This window comes from Pseudoclavibacter sp. CFCC 11306 (genome assembly GCF_008831235.1).
In the GTDB taxonomy this organism is placed as follows: Bacteria; Actinomycetota; Actinomycetes; order Actinomycetales; family Microbacteriaceae; genus Pseudoclavibacter_A.
Genome location: NZ_WBKF01000003.1, coordinates 18,169 through 38,363, shown reverse-complemented (window position 1 = coordinate 38,363; position 20,195 = coordinate 18,169). Strand labels below are relative to the sequence as shown.

The following is a 20,195-nucleotide window of genomic DNA, read 5'->3' as shown; positions in this document are numbered from 1 at the left end:
CAGTATCTCACGAGCGGTCGAAAAGGGGCAGGGCACACTTCGTCCCAGACCCTTCTGGACATCGATGAGTCTGGGACGAAGACGATGCAGGCTAGAGTCCGGCGCTCTGGGCCCCGTGCTCGGCCTGGGCAGCCGTGAACCCGTCGAAGACCAACTGATCGACGAGTGACTTGTGCGAGAAGCCGGTGAGCTTCAGATAGTCGGCAGCTTTGCGCTCGGCCTGGGCATTCCAGTCGACGTTCAACGAGTCGACCGCGGCGGCGGCGTCGGCAGCCGAGAAGTGCTCGAACTCGAGCTGCTTGATGAGGCCATCTCGTGAGAAGCCGGTCAGATCGAGGTAGTTCTGCGCCTTTCGCGCGGCCTGTGTCTGAGACACTGAGCCCGCCGGAGGCTCGGGCGCACTCGTGGCCGGTGCGGCCTCAGGTGTGGCTTCGGTCTTGGGGGCAGCATCGGTCTGTGCCTCATTCGTGGGTGTGCTCGATGCGAATGGCTGCTGCGTTGCCGACGTGCCGACGCCCGTCGTGGTTGACGACAGCGTGGTGCCTGTGGTGGCACCCGAGGCTATGCCGAGTACGACGACCACGGCAGAGACGATCCAGGCGATGGTCGCCTGCTTGCCCTCCGGGCGCACTTTGAGCCCCTGTTTGTCAGTTGCGTTGCCGGTGAGGGTCAGAATGAGGTCGATCAGTGACCAGATGCCGAAGCCGCCGAGGGTGATGAGCTTCAGGATGCCGGTGCCGACTTTGCCGAGATAGAAGCGGTCGATGCCCAGAGAGCCTAAGAACAGGCTGAGCAGCCAGGTGGCCAGAAAGCTCTTCGGCGACTGGCCCTGCTGTGGAGCGCCGAACTGAGCATTCGGGTTTCGCTGCTGTGCCGTCCACCCGGTGCCGTCGAAGTATCGTTCTGCACCTGGCTGCTGCGGGTCGGGGTACCAACCTGCGGGAGGGGTACTCGGGGTGTTGTTGGTCATGTGGCCAAGCTCCAATCATCAATCGGCTGTGTGTTATCTGAGAATAACCACTCCCACCGACAGCCGAGTGTTCACTGAGCCTGGCGCACCCGGGGTCAGCGCAGCCAGGCGACCAGCGCATCCAGACAGCCCGGCACTTCGTCGACGCGCAGACGTTCGTCGTCGGCGTGCGCCAGCAGTGCGTCTCCGGGGCCGAAATTGACCGCGGGGATGCCGAGCGCACTGAAGCGGGAGACATCGGTCCAGCCGTATTTCGGCTTCGGTTCGCTGCCGACGGCCTCGACGAACTCCTTGGCGATCGGGGCGTCGAGCCCAGGGCGGGCCCCCGGCGACATATCGATGAACTCGATCTCGTAGCCGGCGAAGAGGTCGCGCATGCGCTGCTCTGCCTCGGCTGCGCTGCGGCTCGGTGCGAAGCGATAGTTGACGTGCACGGTGCACTCGTCGGGAATCACGTTGCCGGCGACACCTCCCGTGATGCCTACGGCGTTGAGACCCTCGCGGTAGGCAAGACCGTCGACCGTGATCGTCTCGGGCTCGAAGTCGCGCAGAATGTCGAGAATGCCGGCGGCGGCATGAATCGCATTCACCCCGACCCATGCGCGGGCGGAATGCGCGCGCCGGCCCCGAGTGTGCAGCAGGAAGCGGCACGTGCCGTTGCACCCGCCTTCGATCTCGCCACCGGTGGGCTCGCCGAGGATGGCGAAGTCGGCGGCCAGCCACTCAGGGTGCTCACGAGAGACTCGGCCCAGACCGTTGAGGTCGGCGGCGACCTCTTCGTTGTCGTAGAAGACATAGGTGATGTCGACGCTCGGGGCGGGCACACGACCCGCAACGGCCAGGAACACGGCGTCACCGGCCTTCATGTCGACGGTGCCACGACCGTTCAGCCAGGTGCCTTCGGCGTCAGTCGTGGTGGTGGTCGGCACGTTGTCCCGGATCGGCACGGTGTCGAGGTGCCCCGCCAGAAGCACTCGTCGGTCGCGTCCGAGGTGCGTGCGGGCCACAATGGTGTCGCCGTCGCGCAGCACCTCGAGGTCGGTCTGCGTGCGCAGCGCGTGCTCGACCGCGTCGGCCAGCCGCCGTTCGTCACCCGACTCAGACGGAATGTCGCAGATGGCGCGGGTCAGGTCGATGACCGAGCCGGAGAGGTCGAGAGCGTCGGGCGAAGTGTTCATGGTCAACATGGTAGCGACGGGTACAATCTGTGCCTATGACTGACACCCCAGACAACGCACCCCGCATCGGATTCGGCACCGGCCTCGCCACGCTCACTGCGAAGGGCGATGTGCTGGACGTGTGGTTCCCGCTGCCCGAGCTGCTCGAGAGAGTCGAAGACGCGCCGGGCCAGCAGCCGGGGCTCGAGTCGCACTTTGCGGGGCTCGTCGAAGGCGATCAGGCGCGAGACGAGCTGCGTGAGGTCGAACGTCGGGTGATCTCAGTGGTCGTCGACCTGCAGCAGCCCGTCGAAGACACCGCTGACGCGTATCTGCGCCTGCACCTGCTGTCGCATCTGCTGGTGCAGCCCAACTCGATCAACCTCGACGGCATCTTCGGCCACCTGCCGAACAACGTCTGGACCAACCGCGGGCCGGTCGAGCCCGACACCTTCGACCGTCGCCGCGGGCAGCTGCGCGCGGCAGGCGTCGTCGCGCTGCTGGTCGACAAGTTCCCGCGTCTGATCGACTACGTGAGCCCCAAGGGCGTGCGCATCGGAGACGGCGCTCGCGTGCGTCTGGGCGCACACCTCGCTCCGGGCACGACGGTCATGCACGAAGGCTTCGTCAACTTCAACGCCGGCACTCTCGGCGAGTCGATGGTCGAGGGGCGCATCTCGCAGGGCGTCGTGGTCGGCGACGGCTCGGACATCGGCGGCGGCGCATCCATCATGGGCACGCTCTCGGGTGGCGGTCGCGAGCGCGTGCGCATCGGCGAGCATGCGCTGCTCGGCGCGAATGCCGGCATCGGCATCTCGATCGGTGACGACAGCGTCGTCGAGGCAGGGCTCTACATCACGGCTGGCACCAAGGTCACGCTGCTTGGTGCAGGCGGCACACAGCGCGTCGTCAAGGCCGTTGAGCTGAGCGGCGAGAGCAACCTGCTGTTCCGTCGCAACTCGGTCACCGGTGCGGTCGAGGCGCTGCGTCGAAAGGGTCAGGGCATCGAGCTGAACCCGGAGCTGCACGCTTGAGTGCCGCGTTCAGCGACGAGGCCTGGACGCTCACGGCGGGGCTGCGTGCGCAGATCGACGAACTCGACTTTCTGCGCGAGCTCGGTGACGGCACGCTCGACATGGACGACTTCCTGTTCTATCTGCGGCAGGATTCGTTCTACCTGACGGGCTACGCCAAGGCGCTCGCCTTTGTGGCGACCCACGCTCCCGATCCGCAGAGCGCCGCTTTCTGGGCGGGCGCCGCAGCCGAAGCGAGCACCGGCGAGACCGAGCTGCACGAGACGCTGCTGCCGCACGGCCGTGCCGAAGAGGTGCGCGAGCCGCTGCAGGCGTCGCCCACCTCGCTCGGCTACACGTCGTACCTCGTCGCCACCGCCGCGACCGAGTCGTACGCCGTCGCCGCGGCTGCTCTGCTGCCGTGTTTCTGGGTGTATGCGGATGTGTCGGCTCGGCTGGCCGTGCACGCGCACGACGTGCTCGCGGCCGATCCACGGCATCCGTTCGCCCAGTGGGTGGCCAACTATGACGGCGAGGATTTTCAGCACGCCGTGGTTGAAGCCCGTCGCTGGACGGATGCAGCAGCAGAGCAGGTCGGCGCCGACGAGCGCCAGCGCATGCTCGACGCATTCCTGATCGCCACGCGCTACGAGCTGCTGTTCTGGCGCACGGCGAAGCTCCGCGAGCGCTGGCCTGAGCACTGAGCCGCATGCGCTGAGACGGATGCACTGAGCCACCGTGGGGCACCGAGTGAACGAGAACTGAGAGTCTGAGGAGGCAATCATGCTGTTGGCATTCTCTGTGGCGCCGTCGGGCACCGGCCGAGCCGATGCGTCGGTACACGATGCGGTCGCCGCGGCGGTCAAGGTCGTGCGCGACTCTGGTCTGCCCAATCGCACCTCGTCGATGTTCACTGAGATCGAGGGCACATGGGATGAGGTCTTCGACGTCGCGAAGCGCGCCACTGAGGCGGTCGAGCCGTTCGGGTCGCGGGTCTCGCTGGTGATCAAGGCGGATATCCGCCCAGGTCACACCGGCGAGATCACCGGCAAGCTCGAACGGCTCGAACAGGCCATCGACGAGCTCTGAGACGCCGCTGCGTACAGATCCGTTGTGGGAATGCCTCCCGGATCAGGTCAGATCTCTTCGAGGTCGACGACCTCGAACTCGAGCAGATGCGCACCGGTGGCGACCGGCTTGTGGCTCGCGTCGTGAGCGTGCGCGGCATGGTTCGCGCGGCTGTCGCGCCAGTGTTCGAAGTCCTGCTGCGTCGCCCACTGCGTCAGCACGAAGTAGCGATCCTCACCCGCGGTCGGGCGCAGCAGCTGGAAGCTCTCGAACCCCGGCTGCCCGTCGACCGAGTGACGGCGAGCGGCGAAGCGGCGCTCCAGCTCGGCGCCTTCGCCTTCGGGCACCTCTAGCGCATTGATGACGACGACTGACATGTTGTCTCCTTCTGTTGCGATTCTCGTTCCGAAGGGCTCAGGCGGCCCCACGGCAGTCGGCAGCGCCGACGATCAGGCCCGCTCTTTGAGCACGTAGCGCTGAACCTTCGCGCTCGCGGTTCGGGGCAGCTCGTCGACGAACTCGATCACCCGCGGATAGGCGTGCGCCGCGTAGCGGGTCTTGACCTCCTGCTGCAGCTCGTGGATGAGCGTCTCGTCACCGGTGAAGCTCTGAGCGAGCACGATATAGGCCGCGACGACCTCGCCGCGCAGCTCGTCGGGCTTGCCGACGACCGCGACCTCGCGCACGGCCGGGTGCATGGCGAGCACGCTCTCGACGTCGAGCGGACTGATGCGATAGCCAGCAGCCAGAATGAGGTCGTCGTCGCGCGACACGAAGTGCAGCTGACCGTCGTCGCTCTGCCAGGCGAGGTCTCCGGTGAGGTACCAGCGGCCGTCGTCGGTGTAGCGCTCGGCGGTCTTCTGCGGCGCATCGTCATAACCCGGGAACCACCAGACCGGGCTCTCGGAAGGCGCGAAGGCGAGACGACCCACCTCGCCGGCCTTGGCCGGCCGGTCAGCATCCTGATCAAGGATCTCGCAGTGCCAGCCGGGCAGTGTCACACCCATCGAACCGGCCTGGGCCGGCAGCGAGATGCCCTCGCGCCAGGGCACCCCGATCAGCATGCCGTGCTCGGTCTGTCCGTAGTGATCGTGTGGCTCGGCTCCGAGCACATCGCGCGACCACTCGAGCACCTCGGGCGTCAGGGGCTCACCTGCAGACGACGCGCGGCGCAGGCGCACGGGCAGGTCGCTCTGCGGGTCGTTGCGCATGGCACGAAACATGGTGGGTGCTCCGCAGAAGTTGGTGACGCCGAACCGGCTGAGCACGTTCCAGGCCTGCTCGGCGGTGAATTTGTCGTGCGGCAGCAGGTTCGTGTGGCCCACGACCAGCGGCCCGAGCACCCCGAAGTAGAGCCCGTAGGCCCAGCCTGGGTCGGCGGCGTTCCAGAACACGTCGTCGGGCTGCAGATCGAGCCCGTTGACCATGTACGAGCGGAACGACACCAGCGCCTTCATCGGCAGCGGGACGCCCTTCGGCGCCCCGGTCGTGCCAGAGGTGTAGAGCAGCGCGAGCACGCCGTCACCGCCGATCGAAGCCGATTCGGTGAGGGGCTCGGCCGCTTCGACGAGCGGGCCGAAGACCGCGTCGTCGGCCCATTCCGGGTGCGCGTCTGCCGTCGTGTCGTCGTCGATCGGGTCGACGCGCAGGATGCTCCAGCTGCGCCCGTCTGCCGGCAGATCCTCGCTCGGGTCGAGCTTGTGTCGCTGGCTCGCGTCGGCCACGACCAAAGTGGCACGACCGGCGTTGACCCGCATGCCGATGGCCTGCGCCGCGAGGGCGGTGAAGAGGGGGATGTGCACGGCGCCGAGACGCCAGATGCCGAGCAGAATGCCGATGTAGTCGGCTGATCGAGCCATCATGACGCCGACGCGGGAGCCCTCAGTGACGCCGAGATCGGCGAGCACGCGAGCCGAGCGCTGCGAGAGTTCGTCGAGGTCGCCGAATGTGAGGTCGACGGCATTCCAGTCGGCGTCGACGGTGCGGAAGGCCACAGCATCGCGAGGATGCGCCCGCAGCAGCAGATCGATCGCGTTCGCCTCGGGTGCGTCGTAGACGGCACGCCAGCGGGTGATCTCTTCGTCGATGAGCCGAGTGATCTCGGTGTCGGGCTGCTGCGCTTCGGTCATCTGGGCTCCAGTCTCGTCGTGCTTCTCAGTAAGGCGCACCGCCGTTGCTGCGCCCGGCAGACAGCCTACGTCAGGCGTCGCGCCGAATGTGGATCACACGGAATCCACGCGCAGTGGCTGCACGGCGCACTTCGAAGTCGCCGGGCAGCTCCTCGGCCAGCCAGCGCTGCAGCGAGTCAGCACCGAGCTGCTTGCCGACGACGAGCCAGGCTGCTCCGCCAGGAGCGAGCCGCGGCAGCCAGGTCAGCAGCAGCTCGTGCAGCGCCTGTTTGCCGATGCGGATCGGCGGATTCGCCCATATGACGTCGAACTCAGCATCGTCGGGCACGCCGTCGGGAGAGGCGACGGTGACCCCATCGAGACCGAGGCGATCGGCGTTGCGCGTGGTGGCATCCCTCGCCCGCTCGTTCACGTCGACTGCCCAGACCCGCAGATGCGGTGCACGCAGGGCAAGCGTCAGTGCGATCGGGCCCCAGCCGCACCCGATGTCGAGCGCCTGACCGGTCTGCGGCGGCTCTGGCACGTGATCGAGCAGGATGCGGGTGGCTTTGTCGAGCCCGTCGGGGGAGAACAGGCCACTGGCGACGGCCACTGTGTGTGTGCGACCATCGAGATCGACGTCGATGTCGCGCCAATGCGCGGCCACCTGTGGGTGTTCGGCGAAATAATGCTCTTGAGCCATGCGTTCAGGTTAGTGGAGGTACATATACATGACAGATTCCGGGCGCCCGTTGGACGAGCTGCTGCAAAGGATCGAGGCTCGTGAGCAGGCGACGGAGGCTCTCGGCCGAGAGATCGATTCGACCACTGTGAAGGTCGGCCATGCTCAGGCGCTGCAGTCTGAGGCGAGCGAGGCTCACGGTGGTGACGAGGAGCGATTCGAACGTGCGGCGCTGAAGCGCGTTGCAGGGCTCTCAACCGAACTCGAAGACGTCTCAGAGGTCGAGTACCGGCAGCTGCGGCTCGAGAACGTCGTGCTGATCGGTGTGTACACGCAGGGGAGTCTTGCCGATGCCGAGAACTCGCTTGCCGAGCTCGCCGCACTGGCAGAGACCGCCGGATCACGAGTGCTGGATGCGCTGCTGCAGCGCCGGCTGAACCCTGATCCGGGCACGTATCTTGGCCATGGCAAGGCCCATGAGCTGAAAGAGCTCGTCGCCGCACTGGGTGCCGACACCGTCATCGCAGACACTGAGCTCGCCCCGAGTCAGCGGCGTGCGCTCGAAGACGTCGTGCGGGTGAAGGTCGTCGACCGCACCGCGCTGATCCTCGACATCTTCGCCCAGCACGCCAAGAGCCGAGAGGGCAAAGCCCAGGTCGAGCTCGCGCAGATGGAGTACATGCTGCCGCGTCTGCGAGGCTGGGGCGGGTCGCTGAGCCGTCAGGCCGGCGGCCGTGCTGCTGCCGGTGAGGGCATCGGCTCGCGTGGTCCGGGCGAGACGCAGATCGAGATGGATCGCCGGCGCATTCACACGCGCATGGCGAAGCTGCGCAAACAGATCAAGGCGATGGCTCCGGCTCGCGCCGCGAAGCGTGCGAACCGCGACCGTTTCGCGATTCCGTCGGTTGCCGTGGTCGGGTACACCAACGCGGGCAAGTCGTCGCTGGTCAACGCGATCACCGGTTCGGACGAACTCGTGCAGAACCAGCTGTTCGCGACTCTTGACTCGACCGTGCGTCGCAACACGACCGAAGACGGTCGGGTGTACACGCTCAGCGACACAGTCGGCTTCGTGCGGCGTCTGCCGCACCAGCTCGTCGAGGCGTTCCGGTCGACGTTCGAAGAGGCAGCCGACGCAGATGTACTCGTGCACGTCGTCGACGGCTCGCATCCCGATCCACAGGCGCAGATCGAAGCGGTGAGAACCGTGCTGGCGGAGTCGGGTCTGGAGGAGGCACGCGAGATTCTGGTCTTCAACAAGATCGACCTCGTCGACGACGAGCGTCGCATGGTGCTTCGTGCCATGGAGCCCGAGGCTTCGATGGTCTCGACTCGCACCGGTGAGGGGATCGCCGACCTGGTGCGTCGCATCGAGACTGCGCTGCCCGACCCCGGCGTCGAAATCGATGTCGTGGTTCCCTACGACCGCGGCGACCTCGTTGCGCAGGCGCACGAGCACGGGCAGGTGCTGCACGCCGAGTACCTTGACAAGGGCACACGGCTGCATGCGCGCGTCAGCCCGCAGCTGGCAGAGCAGATTGACGGGGTTGCCGTCACAGCTGCTGCCGTGCAGTGAGTGCCGCGATCACACAGAGCGCAGCACGGCGACGACTTTGCCGAGGATGACCGCGTGGTCACCGAGGATCGGCTCGTACTGGGTGTTCTGAGGGAGCAGCCAGGTGTGCCCGTCACGCTGACGGAATGTCTTCACCGTGGCCTCCTCTTCAAGCAGTGCGGCGACGATGTCACCGGCGACGGCGTCCTGCTGCTGCCTCACCACGACCCAGTCGCCGTCGCAGATCGCCGCGTCGATCATGGAGTCTCCGCGCACTTTGAGCAGAAAGAGCTCGCCCTGCCCGACCAGTTGTCTCGGCAGCGGAAAGACGTCGTCGATGTGCTGATCGGCGAGGATGGGGGAGCCAGCGGCGATCTGACCGACCAGTGGCACCATCGCGGTCTCTTCTGAGACGACCGCCAGTGCCTGCTGTGCCGGAGTCGACGGTGGTTCGGCGACGGCCGTCGGCTCCTGCTCGATGAGCACTTCGAGTGCGCGCGGTCGCTTCGGGTCGCGGCGGATGCAGCCGGCGAGTTCGAGCTGATTGAGCTGGTGGGTCACCGATGACAGTGACGAGAGACCGACCGCATCGCCGATCTCGCGCATGCTCGGCGGATACCCGCGGTCGCTGATCGACTCGGTGATGAATGCGAGGATGCTCTGCTGCTTCTTACTGAGCCGTGAGCGGTCACCACGGCCTGACGTCGTCGACGTGTGCGGTCTCGTGGCCATATTTTCAGTCCTTCTGCGCGTGATGTCAGTGGGTCGTGGTGCACTGACTCAGGTGATGCCTATTCGAAACTTTATCCGAACGATGGGCATCTGGCCAAAGATGTCTTCGAACAGGCGTGGCGTGAGTGGGTTGCCCAAACGCAGATTCGAAGATATATTCGAAAGACACGTTCGAAAGGACTTCTCATGGACGCGACCAACAACCTCTCCTCGGCACCCATCGTCAAGACGCGAGCACGTCTCACGCGCCGTGGCCGGCAGGTGCGGGCGCTGGCACTGGTGATGCTGCTGACCGCAGTGATTGTGGCGGCCATCTCATTCGGTACCCAGGCCTTCGCCGGTGACGACGAGCCGATCGAAGTCACCAGAGTGCAGGTCCAGCCCGGCGACACGCTCTGGGACATCGCACAGCTGTCCGCCCCGCGTCATGACGTGCGCGACGCCGTCGCCGAGATCCGCAGAGCGAACCATCTCGATGACGCCACGGTGCATCCTGGTGAACAGCTGATCATTCCCGCTCATCTGCTCGACGCCTGAACGACGAACTTGCGGACTGGTTCGAGACCGGAGTCCTGATGACACCGTCCTGTCGGTTCGTCGTTTGCGCAAGGGCGCACGCGTAGACTTGCGTCTGTGACCACTCTTGATGATCTTCCCCTTCGCGCAGAACTCGTCGGACAGCAGCCGTACGGCGCACCGCAGCTGCACGTGCCCATCGAACTCAATGTGAACGAGAACACCTTCGGACTTCCCTCAGAAGCCGTTCGCGACATCCAAGAGAGCGTCGCTGGTGTGGTCGCCGGTCTGAACCGCTACCCCGACCGAGAGTTCACCGCACTGCGCGAAGCCTTGGCCGGCTACCTCGGTCACGGTGTCACCCCAGAGCAGGTCTGGGCGGCAAACGGCTCGAACGAGGTGCTGCAGCAGGTGCTGCAAGCATTCGGCGGGCCAGGTCGGTCACTGCTGAGCTTCGTACCGACCTACTCGATGTACCCACTGCTGGCAGCCGGAACACAGACGGCCTGGCTGCCGATCGATCGGCAGGCTGATTTCACTCTCACCCCAGATGCCGTTGCCGCGGCGATCCGCGAGCACCGTCCAGATCTCGTGTTCATCTGCCGGCCCAACAACCCCACCGGCACTGGCGCCGCGCTCGATGTGATCGAAGCCGCATACGCCGCAACTGATGGCATCGTGGTCGTCGACGAGGCCTATCAGGAGTTCAGCGGTTCCGATGCCGTGAGCGCACTCACACTGCTGCCGGGGCGCCCACGTCTGGCGATCTCGCGCACCATGAGCAAGGCGTTCGCCTATGCGGGTGCACGGGTCGGCTATCTCGCCGCAGATCCGGCGTTCGTCGACGCACTTCGGCTGGTGCGGCTGCCCTACCATCTCTCTGCGCTCACTCAGGCCGCGGCCGAAGCCGCACTGCGTCACGCGCCGGCGATGCTCGCCAATGTCGATCGCATCCGCGCGCAGCGAGACCGCATCGAACGGCGAGTTGCCGAGCTCGGCTTCACGCCCTATCCCTCTGCGTCGAACTTCGTGCTGATCGGTGGCGTGGCAGACCCGAAAGACACCTTCACTCGTCTGCTCGCCGAGGGCATCATCGTTCGCGACAACGGTATTCCGCACACGCTGCGCGTCACCGCCGGAACCGAGAGCGAGACCAGCGCGTTCCTTGCCGCCTTCGAACGAATCGCCACGCCGGTCACCGCCGGTTAGACTAGGTGATCGTATTGCCTCCGGGCGGCTGATCGCCCTGGACGAGGGCAGTTGACAAGGGAGAGAGATGCCTGAATCATCGCGTCGAGCGACCGTGCGCAGAGAGACCTCTGAATCGTCAGTCCGCGTGACTGTCGATCTCGACGGCACCGGCACGTCGCACATCGAGACCGGGGTTCCCTTCTACAATCACATGCTCACAGCACTGAGCCGACACTCGCTCATCGACCTCGATATCGAGGCGACCGGCGACATCGACATCGATGTGCATCACACCGTCGAAGACACCGCTATCGTCTTGGGCGAGGCAGTGAAGCAGGCGTTGGGCGACAAACGGGGCATCACGCGCTACGGCGACGCCACGGTGCCGCTCGACGAGGCTCTGGCACAGGCCGTCGTCGACATCTCGGGGCGTCCGTACTTCGTGCACACCGGCGAGTCTGAGGCATTCACGATGCACCTGATCGGCGGTCACTTCACCGGTTCTCTCGTCGGTCACGCCGTAGAGTCGTTCGCCTTCCACGCGGGAATCACCATCCACCTGCGTGTGCTGGCCGGTCGCGACCCGCACCACATCGCCGAGACTGAGTTCAAAGCGGTCGCGCGCGCGCTGCGTGCTGCGGTGTCGCTCGATCCGCGCGTCACCGGAGTGCCCTCGACAAAGGGCGCCCTGTGAGTGCAAGACCCACGGTCGCCGTGCTCGACTACGGCAGCGGCAACGTACACTCAGCGGCGAAGGCACTCACGCAGGCAGGCGCCGATGTTCAGCTGACCCGGGACAAGGCCGCGGTGGGCGCCGCCGATGGACTGCTCGTGCCCGGTGTCGGTGCGTTCGGCGCCGTGATGGACCAGCTCAACGAAGTCGGCGCACCCCAGATGATCGAGCGGCGCCTCGCCGGCGGGCTTCCCGTGCTCGGCATCTGCGTCGGCATGCAGGTGATGTTTGACCATGGTGTCGAAGGCGAGACGGAGCATGACGGACTGGCTCAGTGGCCTGGTACCGTCAGTCGTCTGCAGGCTCCTGTGCTGCCGCACATGGGGTGGAACACCGTGCAGCCGGGGGAGAGCAGCCGTCTCTTCTCGGGCATTGAGAACGAGCGCTTCTACTTCGTGCACACCTTCGCGGCCAAACGCTGGACGCTGCAGACCGACCCGCCGTTTCCGCAGCCGGTCGTGACCACGGCATCCTACGGAGAGCCATTCCTGGCCGCGGTCGAGAACGGTGCCCTGTGCGCGACGCAGTTCCATCCTGAGAAGTCGGGGCGTGCAGGCATCAGACTGCTGCGCAACTGGCTGAGCACATTGCCGAACGTCGCCCACTGAGGTGTCGTGCACGAGACATCAGGTCACTCGGGGAGCCCTGTGACCGGTATGAATGAGGGAGAGACACATGAGTGAGGAAGATCTGGCCCAGCGCCCTGAACTGGTGCTGCTGCCTGCCGTCGACATCGCCGATGGAAAGGCCGTGCGCCTCACCCAGGGCGAGGCCGGCACTGAGAAGTCGTACGGCGACCCGACCGATGCGGCCCTTGACTGGGTTCGCCAAGGGGCAGACTGGATTCACCTGGTCGACCTTGACGCCGCCTTCGGTCGCGGTGAGAACCGCAAGGCGATTCGTCGCGTCATCAAGCAGGCCGGTCACGTCAACATCGAGCTCTCCGGCGGCATCCGCGACGATCGCTCTCTCGAGCAGGCGCTCAGCACCGGTGTCAAACGCGTGAATCTCGGCACCGCAGCGCTGGAGAACCCTGAGTGGGCTGCGAAAGTCATCGGTGAGTATGGCGAGGCGATCGCCGTCGGCCTCGACGTGCGTGGCACGACCCTCGCTGCGCGCGGGTGGACGAAAGACGGCGGCGACCTGTTCGAGGTTCTGGAACGTCTGGAAGAAGCCGGCTGTGCTCGCTACGTCGTCACCGATGTGTCGAAGGACGGGACGCTCAAAGGGCCGAATCTCGACCTGCTGAGCCAGGTGCTCGCTCGCACTGACAAGCCTGTTGTAGCCTCTGGCGGAGTTTCCTCCCTGGACGACGTCGCCGCGCTGCGCGATCTGATTCCGGCCGGCCTCGAGGGGGCGATCATCGGCAAGGCTCTCTATGCCGGTCGCTTCACCTTGGCCGAGGCCCTCGACATCGCTCGCGACTGAGGCGCGTCGATGACTGACAGCCGTGCATCCGGCCTGCCTGCTGACTCAGCCGGCACGCCATGGGCCGGGCGCCGATTCGAGGCCAATCGCTTCGCGACCGATGACGGCACGTCGCCGACGGCTTGGTTGGAGGCGGTGCGCAGGTTTCGCCTGGCCGAGATCAGCATCAGCGAGGTCATCGCGGTGCTGCACAAGACGAGGCTGCTGATTCCACTGGTCGCCGAGCTCGAATCCTCCGGCGTCGCAGAGAACGGGCTGCCGGTCGACAAGTCTGCCGAGCTCGCAACAGTCACCGTTGCGACTCCTGATGGTCAGCGTGCGCTGCCCGTCTTCACAGCGGTGGATGCCATGCAGCAGTGGAACCCCGAGGCGCGGCCGGTGCCAGCCGAGGCTCCCCGGGTCGCGCTGGCAGCGGCGGGGGAGCACACCCCGCGTGTAGTGGTCGATCCCGGTGCCGAAAGTGAGTTCGTAGTGCGCTGGCCGGCTCTGGAAGCGCTGGCGACTGGCCGCGCGTGGACTCCGGCGATCGACGATCCGCGCGTACTGGAGGCATTCATGCGTCCGGCCAGTGAGCTGCCCAGCATTAAATCGCTGGTTCTGACCCCGGGCGACCCGACCTCGCAGCTGCGCGGTCCAGAGATTCTGGTGCAGCTCGAGATCATCGACGGTCTGGACGCTGCGGCGCTGAAAGAGATGTCGGACTGGCTCTCTGAGCAGTGGCGTGCCGACGAGACCATCATGGGGCAGGTGGACTCGATCGGGGTGCGCTTCGTGCGCACTCAGTACTGAGCGCCGGGGTGCTTTCGGTCAGTTCACTGGTCCTGTGAGCTTCTCACCCGGGCCCTCGCCACGGGCGTCGGGAATCAGTGACGCCTCGCGGAAGGCCAGCTGCAGGGTGCGCAGCCCGTCGCGCATGCTGCGGGCATGCAGGTTGCCGATCGCAGGCGCCGATGCGATGACCAGCCCGGCCAGCGCCTCAATGAGTTTGCGCGCCTCGTCGAGGTCTCGTTCCTGCTCTGGATCCTGAGCCAGCCCGATCTTCACGGCTGCGGCGCTCATGAGATGCACGGCTGCGGTCGAGATGACCTCGACGGCAGGAACGTCGCCGATATCGCGGGTCAGATCCTCCAGCGCTTCGCGCTCCCGAACATCCATCTCGCGCGCTCCGCCGGCCGTCGGCGACTCAGCCGCGTCGGCGCCGTCGCTGTGCAGACCGCTGGAGCGCTCGCCCAGAATGTCGCCTTCGTGGATGCTTCGCTTGGTCATCTTCGCTCTTTCTCTCGTCTCCCCGGCACTCAGAACGGCAGGAGCAGCGCAAGTGCTCGCAGGAGGGCTCGGTCTCTGGTAGTATGGCTTGTGCTGTGCGTCTCGACGATGCTCAGCGCTGAGCTGAAGAGGAGTTCACACTCCCACCTACTGTAGTCGACCTCAACACAGACTGCCGGGTCCAAAGTGCTCAAGACGCGACTGCGCCTTGCTGCTTCTCTGACGTTCACCATGCCGTGCACGAGTAAGGAGCAGCCGATTAGCGAGCCGCGCATCAATGACCGTATCCGAGTTCCCGAAGTCCGTCTGGTCGGGCCCAAGGGAGAGCAGATCGGTGTCGTCTCCGTAGCCAAGGCACTGCACTTGGCGCGTGAGGCTGACCTCGACCTCGTCGAGGTCGCCCCGCATTCGAAGCCGCCGGTAGCCAAGCTCATGGACTACGGCAAGTTCAAGTACGAAGCCGCTCAGAAAGCGCGTGAGGCCCGTCGCAACCAGACGAACGCCCAGCTCAAAGAGATTCGCTTCCGCCTCAAGATCGACAGCCACGACTACGAGACCAAGAAGGGCCATGTGCTCAGGTTTCTCAAGAGCGGCGACAAGGTCAAGGTCATGATCATGTTCCGTGGTCGTGAGCAGTCTCGCCCCGAGTTCGGCTACAAGCTGCTCATGAAGCTCGCCGAAGAGCTCAAGGAGTACGCGACCATCGAGTTCAAGCCGCTGCAGGACGGTCGCAACATGACCATGGTACTGGCGCCGATCCGCACCAAGGCCGAGATCAAGGCCGAGGCCGAGCGTGCTGCGAAACGCGAGGCGAAGGCCGCCGAAGTCGAGGCTGACGCTGAGAAGACCACGGCTGACGCAGAGAAGACCAACTGACCGATCCACCGGTCGGCAGATACGAAAGAGAAGAAGAAGATGCCAAAGCAGAAGACACATTCCGGTGCCAAGAAGCGTTTTCGCACCACCGGCAGCGGCAAGCTGTACCGCGAGCAGGCGAACAAGCGCCACCTGCTCGAGCACAAGTCGTCACGTCGCACCCGTCGCCTGAGCGCGGATGTCCCGGTCTCGGCCGCTGACACCAAGCAGGTCAAGCGACTGCTGGGCAAGTAAGAGCGAACCGGACTGAAGAGAGAGTACTGAAATGGCAAGAGTCAAGCGTTCCGTCAACGCCAAGAAGAAGCGTCGCGAGATCCTCGAGAAGGCAGAGGGCTACCGCGGTCAGCGGTCGCGTCTCTACCGCAAGGCGAAGGAGCAGGTCACTCATTCGTACACCTACGCCTTCCGTGACCGCCGTGCGAAGAAGGGGCAGTTCCGCCGCCTCTGGATCCAGCGCATCAACGCTGCGGCACGTGCGAACGGCATCACCTATAACCGTCTGATCCAGGGACTGAACCTGGCCGGTGTCGAGGTCGACCGCCGCCTGCTCGCCGAGCTGGCCGTCACTGACGCCAAGACGTTCAGCAGCCTCGTCGAGACCGCAAAGCAGGCTCTGCCCGCTGATGTGAACGCTCCTCAGGCCTGAACATGCTCAGCAGCGTTCACAACGAGCGCGTGAGATTCGCTGCCTCTTTGGCACGCAGAGACGCCCGGTCGAAGACCGGGCGTTTTCTGCTTGATGGGCCGCAAGCGGTGGCCGAGGCCATTCGGTGGCGCCCTCAGGTCGTCGAACAGGTCTATGTGGCAGAGAACGCCCTCGGGCGCCTCAGCGATCTGTCCGAATCTGCTCGCGCGGCTGGGCTGCCGGTCGAGACCGTCACAGAGCGTGTGCTCAAAGCGATGAGTGACACGGTGCATCCGCAGGGCGTCGTGGCGGTGGCCCGGCAGTTCCCGGTTCGCGCCGAAGACCTGTTCTCCGGAACCCCGAGACTCGTCGTGATCATGCATCACGTTTCAGACCCGGGAAACGCTGGCACCGTGCTGCGGGTGGCCGACGCAGTGGGCGCCGACGGAGTGGTGTTCACCGATCGCAGCGTCGACGTCTACAACCCGAAAGTGGTCCGTTCGACGACAGGGTCGCTCTTTCACCTGCCGGTGGCGGTCGGGGTCGATCTGCCCGACGCAATGCGACTCGCACACGAGAGCGGCCTGCAGACCCTCGCAGCCGACATCAGCGGTGACGAGCTCGCATCTGATGACGCGACGACAGAGCTGCTGTCTCGGCCGACGGCATGGCTCTTCGGCAATGAGGCGCACGGTCTCGACGATGCCGAACTCGCCCTCGCCGACCACGCCGTGCGACTGCCGATCTACGGTCAGGCAGAGTCGCTGAACCTGGCCATCGCCGCCAGCGTCTGCCTGTACCAGTCGGCGTTTCGCATGCACGTCTGAACAGCGCAGTAGTCGGCCTCTACGTGAGGTCGGCCGTCGGTGCAAGTCGAATAGCATTCGCCGGCTCGGCCTGCGATTGCTAGTGTGTAGCCAGGTTCCACTCTTGTTACGAGAGTGTTACGCGGCAGTTCTTGCAATGAAGCGCTAACTACGATGGGGCACCATGACCACGAACGACACCGTCTCGATCCCGCAGATCCAGAGTGATGACCCCATTGTGGTCATTGACCACGTCGAAAAGCACTACGGTGAGCTGCACGTGCTGAACGACATCAACACGAACGTGGGCCGTGGCGAGGTCGTCGTCGTGATCGGCCCCTCCGGGTCAGGCAAATCGACGCTCTGTCGGGCGATCAACCGCCTTGAGACGATTGACTCGGGCACAATCACCATCGATGGCAAGCCGCTGCCCTCCGAAGGAAAAGGCCTCGCCCGCCTCCGTGCCGACGTCGGCATGGTCTTCCAATCGTTCAACCTCTTCGCGCACAAGACGATCCTTGAGAACGTCACGCTCGGCCCCATCAAGGTGCGAGGTCTCAAGCGCAAAGAAGCCGAAGAACAGGCGATGGTTCTGCTCAAGCGTGTCGGTGTGGCGAACCAGGCCATGAAGTACCCCGCTCAGCTCTCAGGCGGCCAGCAGCAGCGCGTGGCCATCGCCCGCAGCCTGGCCATGAACCCCAAGCTCATTCTGCTCGACGAGCCGACCAGCGCGCTTGACCCCGAGATGATCAACGAAGTGCTCGACGTCATGGTCGAGCTGGCTCGCACTGGTATGACCATGGTGGTGGTCACACATGAGATGGGCTTCGCCCGCAAAGCGGCCAATCGCATCATCTTCATGGCCGACGGCCAGATCGTCGAAGAGGCCCGGCCAGAAGAGTTCTTCACGAATCCCAAAACCTCGAGAGCACGTGAGTTCCTCTCGAAGATCCTCACGCACTGAGTCGTGAGCTCAACCCGAAAGAATGGAGACCACCCCATGAGAATGAGGAAAGCGCTTTCAGGTGCAGCACTGCTGGCAGTCGGGGCGATCGCCCTCAGCGGATGCGCGTCAGGCGGTTCGACGACGGATTCCGCCAAGTTCCCGGTGGCAGAGAACGTCACGGTCGAGGGCAGCCCGACATTCGACGCGATCAAGCAGCGCGGCAAAGTCATCGTCGGTGTGAAAGACGACCAGCCTGGCTTGGGCTATCTCGACGCCGCAACGAACGAGCGCTCTGGGTTCGACATCGAAGTGGCACAGTGGATGGCCGCCTCGCTGGGCTTCGGCGCTGACAAGATCGAGTACAAGTCGATTCCGAGCGCCAACCGTGAGCAGTCGATCATTAATGGTGATATCGACTACTACGTGGGCACCTATTCGATCACTGACAAGCGCAAGCAGCAGATCGGCTTCGCCGGTCCGTACTTCGTGACCGGTCAGGGCCTGCTCGTACGTTCGGACGACGACTCGATCAAGGGCCCCGATGATCTGGCAGGCAAGACGGTCTGCTCTGCAACCGGCTCGACGCCGATTCAGAACATTCGCGAGAACTACCCCGAGGCGAAGGTCACTGAATTCGACAAGTACTCGCAGTGCGTCGACGGGCTGAAGAACAAGCAGCTCGATGCCGTCACGACAGATGAGGCCATTCTGATCGGCTACGCCGCGCAGGATCCCGACGCACTCAAGGTCGTCGGTGAACCCTTCACCACTGAGAAGTACGGCATCGGTCTGAGCAAGGACGACACCGCGCTGCGCACGTTCTTCAACAAGACGCTCACCGATGGCGGCTCCACCTGGACAGAGATCTTCGACCGCACTCTGGGAGCGTCGGGCACGAAGGTCGAGCAGCCCAAGGTCGAAGCGTACTGATTCGCCGTCGACTCGCTCCGCTGAACGACGTGGCCGTCTGAGCCACTGGCCGGCGGGGCACGGAGTGCCGGGGAAATCCTCCCGGCACTCCGATCCTTCCCATCCGCATCGAACTGAGAGACGAACGTGAACACTCTGCTCGAAAACAGCGACCTGTTCCTCACCGGGTTTCGCAACACTCTGATTCTGTTCGCAGTGTCAGCGGTCTTCTCTCTGTTGCTCGGCGGCGTGGTCGGCGCCATGCGAGTGTCACCTGTCGGCCCGATGCGCGTGGTCGGCACGGTGTACGTGAACCTGGTGCGCAATACTCCACTCACTCTGCTCATGCTGTTCTTCGCATTGGGCTACCCGAAGCTGGGGCTGCCGACTCCTGGTTTCATGGCCTTGGCCATCATCTCCCTGAGCCTCTACACCGCAACCTACGTCGCAGAGGCCATCCGCTCCGGCATCAACACCGTTCCGGTCGGACAGGCCGAGGCCGCACGGTCGATCGGGCTGACCTTCGGGCAGACCATGTCGCAGGTCGTGCTGCCCCAGGCGATCCGAGCCGTCGTTCCTCCGCTGATCAGCGTGTTCATCGCTCTTCTGAAGAACACCACAGTGGCTGCGGGCTTCTCCGTCTTCGAGGCGGGCGCCATCCGCGCCTACGCCTCAGAGCGTGGTGAGAACGCCATGGTCGTGCTGCTGTGGGTCGCACTGATCTTCGTGGTGCTGGTAATGGGGCTTTCTCTGCTACAGCGAGTCCTCGAGAAGAAATGGAAGGTCAAGGCATGAGCACCTCCGTTCTCTATGACGCACCAGGCCCCAAGGCCCTGCGACGCAATCGCATTCTGGGCGTGGTCACGGTCATCGTCGTCATCGCCGTACTGGGCTTCGTGGTCTCTCACCTGGCGACGAGTGGCCAGTTCGAGGCGAAGAAGTGGCAGCTGTTCACCTACCCCTTGGTGTGGCAGCGAGTCGGGCTCGCCCTCGTCTCCACGCTGTCTGCGTTTGCACTCGCCGCGGTGCTCAGTCTCGTGCTCGGAGTGGTGCTCGCTGTCGGGCGACTCTCGGATCACGCCTGGGTGAGCCGTCCGGCCGCTTGGATCACCGAGCTGTTCCGGGCCGTTCCTCTGCTGATCCTGATGATGATCATCTACTATGGTCTGCCGACGATCGGTGTCACTTGGGTGAGTCCGTTCGTCGCGGTCGTCGCCGGCCTGACGATGTACAACGGCTCGGTTCTCGCCGAAGTGTTCCGCTCCGGCATTCAGGCACTGCCGAAGGGGCAGGCAGAGGCCGGTTACTCGATCGGCCTGCGCAAGGGGCAGGTCATGCGCATGATCCTGCTGCCGCAGGCGGTTAAGTCGATGATGCCTGTGATCATCTCGCAGCTGGTCGTCGTGCTCAAAGACACGGCACTTGGCTTCATCGTCACCTATGAAGAGCTGCTGTACGTCGCCAAGTTCTACGGGGCTCAGGCACAGTTCGACTACCCGATCATTCCGTCTGCCATCGTTATCGGTTCGATCTACATCGGTCTCTGCCTGCTGCTCAGCGGCTTCGCGGTCTGGCTGCAGCGCCGGCTGAGCCGAGCGCACCGCTGACCAGTAC

Annotated in this window: 25 protein-coding genes; 18 read left to right on the top strand and 7 right to left on the bottom strand. The window is 64.8% G+C overall.

The window, feature by feature from the left end; genetic code table 11:
- Window positions 1-91: 91 nt before the first annotated feature.
- A complete protein-coding gene (locus F8O09_RS09045) occupies window positions 92-970 on the bottom strand; it encodes an Ltp family lipoprotein (protein WP_158032138.1) in 879 nt (292 codons plus the stop codon).
- A 95-nt stretch (window positions 971-1,065) separates the two neighbouring features.
- Complete coding sequence (gene dapE / locus F8O09_RS09040; protein WP_158055063.1) at window positions 1,066-2,148, bottom strand: succinyl-diaminopimelate desuccinylase; 1,083 nt, start codon at window positions 2,146-2,148, stop codon at window positions 1,066-1,068.
- A 35-nt stretch (window positions 2,149-2,183) separates the two neighbouring features.
- Here dapE and dapD point away from each other — a divergent pair, with 35 nt between their 5' ends.
- The 3 genes from dapD (at window position 2,184) to F8O09_RS09025 (ending at window position 4,229) form a co-directional block, all read left to right on the top strand.
- Window positions 2,184-3,161: a 2,3,4,5-tetrahydropyridine-2,6-dicarboxylate N-succinyltransferase gene (gene dapD, locus F8O09_RS09035; RefSeq protein WP_158031898.1), complete on the top strand. Its 978-nt coding sequence runs from the start codon at window positions 2,184-2,186 to the stop codon at window positions 3,159-3,161.
- Entirely contained in the window at window positions 3,158-3,844 is a 687-nt protein-coding gene (locus tag F8O09_RS09030) for a TenA family protein (protein WP_158055062.1), read from the top strand. The genes dapD and F8O09_RS09030 overlap by 4 nt, the downstream gene beginning before the upstream one ends.
- Before the next feature lie 79 nt (window positions 3,845-3,923).
- Window positions 3,924-4,229: an MTH1187 family thiamine-binding protein gene (locus F8O09_RS09025; RefSeq protein WP_158055061.1), complete on the top strand. Its 306-nt coding sequence runs from the start codon at window positions 3,924-3,926 to the stop codon at window positions 4,227-4,229.
- 47 nt (window positions 4,230-4,276) lie between these two features.
- Here the strand turns inward: F8O09_RS09025 and F8O09_RS09020 are convergent, their stop codons facing one another.
- The 3 genes from F8O09_RS09020 to F8O09_RS09010 form a co-directional block, all read right to left on the bottom strand.
- Window positions 4,277-4,585, bottom strand: coding sequence for an antibiotic biosynthesis monooxygenase family protein (locus tag F8O09_RS09020; protein ID WP_158055059.1), 309 nt, complete (start codon window positions 4,583-4,585; stop codon window positions 4,277-4,279).
- Between the two features lie 72 nt (window positions 4,586-4,657).
- Window positions 4,658-6,337 carry an AMP-binding protein gene (locus tag F8O09_RS09015; protein WP_158055058.1) on the bottom strand — a complete coding sequence of 560 codons (1,680 nt, stop codon included), beginning with the start codon at window positions 6,335-6,337 and terminating at the stop codon, window positions 4,658-4,660.
- Between the two features lie 70 nt (window positions 6,338-6,407).
- Complete coding sequence (locus F8O09_RS09010) at window positions 6,408-7,019, bottom strand: class I SAM-dependent methyltransferase (protein WP_158055056.1); 612 nt, start codon at window positions 7,017-7,019, stop codon at window positions 6,408-6,410.
- Window positions 7,020-7,047: 28 nt separating this feature from the next.
- On the opposite strand from F8O09_RS09010, the gene hflX reads away from it, so the two are divergent.
- Entirely contained in the window at window positions 7,048-8,574 is a 1,527-nt protein-coding gene (hflX, locus tag F8O09_RS09005; RefSeq protein ID WP_158055054.1) for a GTPase HflX, read from the top strand.
- Between the two features lie 9 nt (window positions 8,575-8,583).
- On the opposite strand, the gene lexA is transcribed toward hflX, so the two are convergent.
- Complete coding sequence (gene lexA, locus F8O09_RS09000) at window positions 8,584-9,285, bottom strand: transcriptional repressor LexA (RefSeq protein WP_158031891.1); 702 nt, start codon at window positions 9,283-9,285, stop codon at window positions 8,584-8,586.
- Window positions 9,286-9,471: 186 nt separating this feature from the next.
- Here lexA and F8O09_RS08995 point away from each other — a divergent pair, with 186 nt between their 5' ends.
- The 6 genes from F8O09_RS08995 (at window position 9,472) to F8O09_RS08970 (ending at window position 13,942) form a co-directional block, all read left to right on the top strand.
- Window positions 9,472-9,822 carry a LysM peptidoglycan-binding domain-containing protein gene (locus tag F8O09_RS08995; protein ID WP_158031890.1) on the top strand — a complete coding sequence of 117 codons (351 nt, stop codon included), beginning with the start codon at window positions 9,472-9,474 and terminating at the stop codon, window positions 9,820-9,822.
- A gap of 96 nt (window positions 9,823-9,918) precedes the next feature.
- On the top strand, window positions 9,919-11,010 hold the full coding sequence (locus F8O09_RS08990) for a histidinol-phosphate transaminase (protein ID WP_158055052.1): 1,092 nt from the start codon (window positions 9,919-9,921) through the stop codon (window positions 11,008-11,010).
- Window positions 11,011-11,077: 67 nt separating this feature from the next.
- Window positions 11,078-11,686 carry an imidazoleglycerol-phosphate dehydratase HisB gene (gene hisB, locus F8O09_RS08985; RefSeq protein WP_158037497.1) on the top strand — a complete coding sequence of 203 codons (609 nt, stop codon included), beginning with the start codon at window positions 11,078-11,080 and terminating at the stop codon, window positions 11,684-11,686.
- A complete protein-coding gene (gene hisH / locus F8O09_RS08980) occupies window positions 11,683-12,333 on the top strand; it encodes an imidazole glycerol phosphate synthase subunit HisH (protein WP_158031887.1) in 651 nt (216 codons plus the stop codon). Before hisB ends, hisH begins: the two co-directional genes overlap by 4 nt.
- 67 nt (window positions 12,334-12,400) lie before the next feature.
- Complete coding sequence (priA, locus tag F8O09_RS08975) at window positions 12,401-13,153, top strand: bifunctional 1-(5-phosphoribosyl)-5-((5-phosphoribosylamino)methylideneamino)imidazole-4-carboxamide isomerase/phosphoribosylanthranilate isomerase PriA (protein ID WP_158031886.1); 753 nt, start codon at window positions 12,401-12,403, stop codon at window positions 13,151-13,153.
- Window positions 13,154-13,162: 9 nt separating this feature from the next.
- Complete coding sequence (locus F8O09_RS08970; protein WP_158055050.1) at window positions 13,163-13,942, top strand: SseB family protein; 780 nt, start codon at window positions 13,163-13,165, stop codon at window positions 13,940-13,942.
- A gap of 18 nt (window positions 13,943-13,960) precedes the next feature.
- On the opposite strand, the gene F8O09_RS08965 is transcribed toward F8O09_RS08970, so the two are convergent.
- Window positions 13,961-14,308, bottom strand: coding sequence for a DUF1844 domain-containing protein (locus F8O09_RS08965; RefSeq protein ID WP_158037617.1), 348 nt, complete (start codon window positions 14,306-14,308; stop codon window positions 13,961-13,963).
- A gap of 297 nt (window positions 14,309-14,605) precedes the next feature.
- On the opposite strand from F8O09_RS08965, the gene infC reads away from it, so the two are divergent.
- From infC to F8O09_RS08925, 8 genes are all read left to right on the top strand, one after another.
- Window positions 14,606-15,295, top strand: a complete 690-nt coding sequence (infC, locus tag F8O09_RS08960) for a translation initiation factor IF-3 (protein ID WP_318655755.1) — start codon at window positions 14,606-14,608, stop codon at window positions 15,293-15,295.
- 39 nt (window positions 15,296-15,334) lie between these two features.
- Window positions 15,335-15,529 carry a 50S ribosomal protein L35 gene (gene rpmI / locus F8O09_RS08955; protein WP_158031884.1) on the top strand — a complete coding sequence of 65 codons (195 nt, stop codon included), beginning with the start codon at window positions 15,335-15,337 and terminating at the stop codon, window positions 15,527-15,529.
- Window positions 15,530-15,560: 31 nt separating this feature from the next.
- Complete coding sequence (rplT, locus tag F8O09_RS08950) at window positions 15,561-15,941, top strand: 50S ribosomal protein L20 (protein ID WP_158037505.1); 381 nt, start codon at window positions 15,561-15,563, stop codon at window positions 15,939-15,941.
- Between the two features lie 2 nt (window positions 15,942-15,943).
- Window positions 15,944-16,747: a TrmH family RNA methyltransferase gene (locus tag F8O09_RS08945; RefSeq protein ID WP_158055048.1), complete on the top strand. Its 804-nt coding sequence runs from the start codon at window positions 15,944-15,946 to the stop codon at window positions 16,745-16,747.
- Window positions 16,748-16,910: 163 nt separating this feature from the next.
- Window positions 16,911-17,690, top strand: coding sequence for an amino acid ABC transporter ATP-binding protein (locus F8O09_RS08940; protein WP_158031881.1), 780 nt, complete (start codon window positions 16,911-16,913; stop codon window positions 17,688-17,690).
- 36 nt (window positions 17,691-17,726) lie between these two features.
- On the top strand, window positions 17,727-18,602 hold the full coding sequence (locus F8O09_RS08935) for a glutamate ABC transporter substrate-binding protein (RefSeq protein ID WP_192497638.1): 876 nt from the start codon (window positions 17,727-17,729) through the stop codon (window positions 18,600-18,602).
- 126 nt (window positions 18,603-18,728) lie between these two features.
- Entirely contained in the window at window positions 18,729-19,376 is a 648-nt protein-coding gene (locus F8O09_RS08930; RefSeq protein WP_158031880.1) for an amino acid ABC transporter permease, read from the top strand.
- Complete coding sequence (locus F8O09_RS08925) at window positions 19,373-20,188, top strand: amino acid ABC transporter permease (RefSeq protein ID WP_158055046.1); 816 nt, start codon at window positions 19,373-19,375, stop codon at window positions 20,186-20,188. The genes F8O09_RS08930 and F8O09_RS08925 overlap by 4 nt, the downstream gene beginning before the upstream one ends.
- Window positions 20,189-20,195 lie beyond the last annotated feature (7 nt).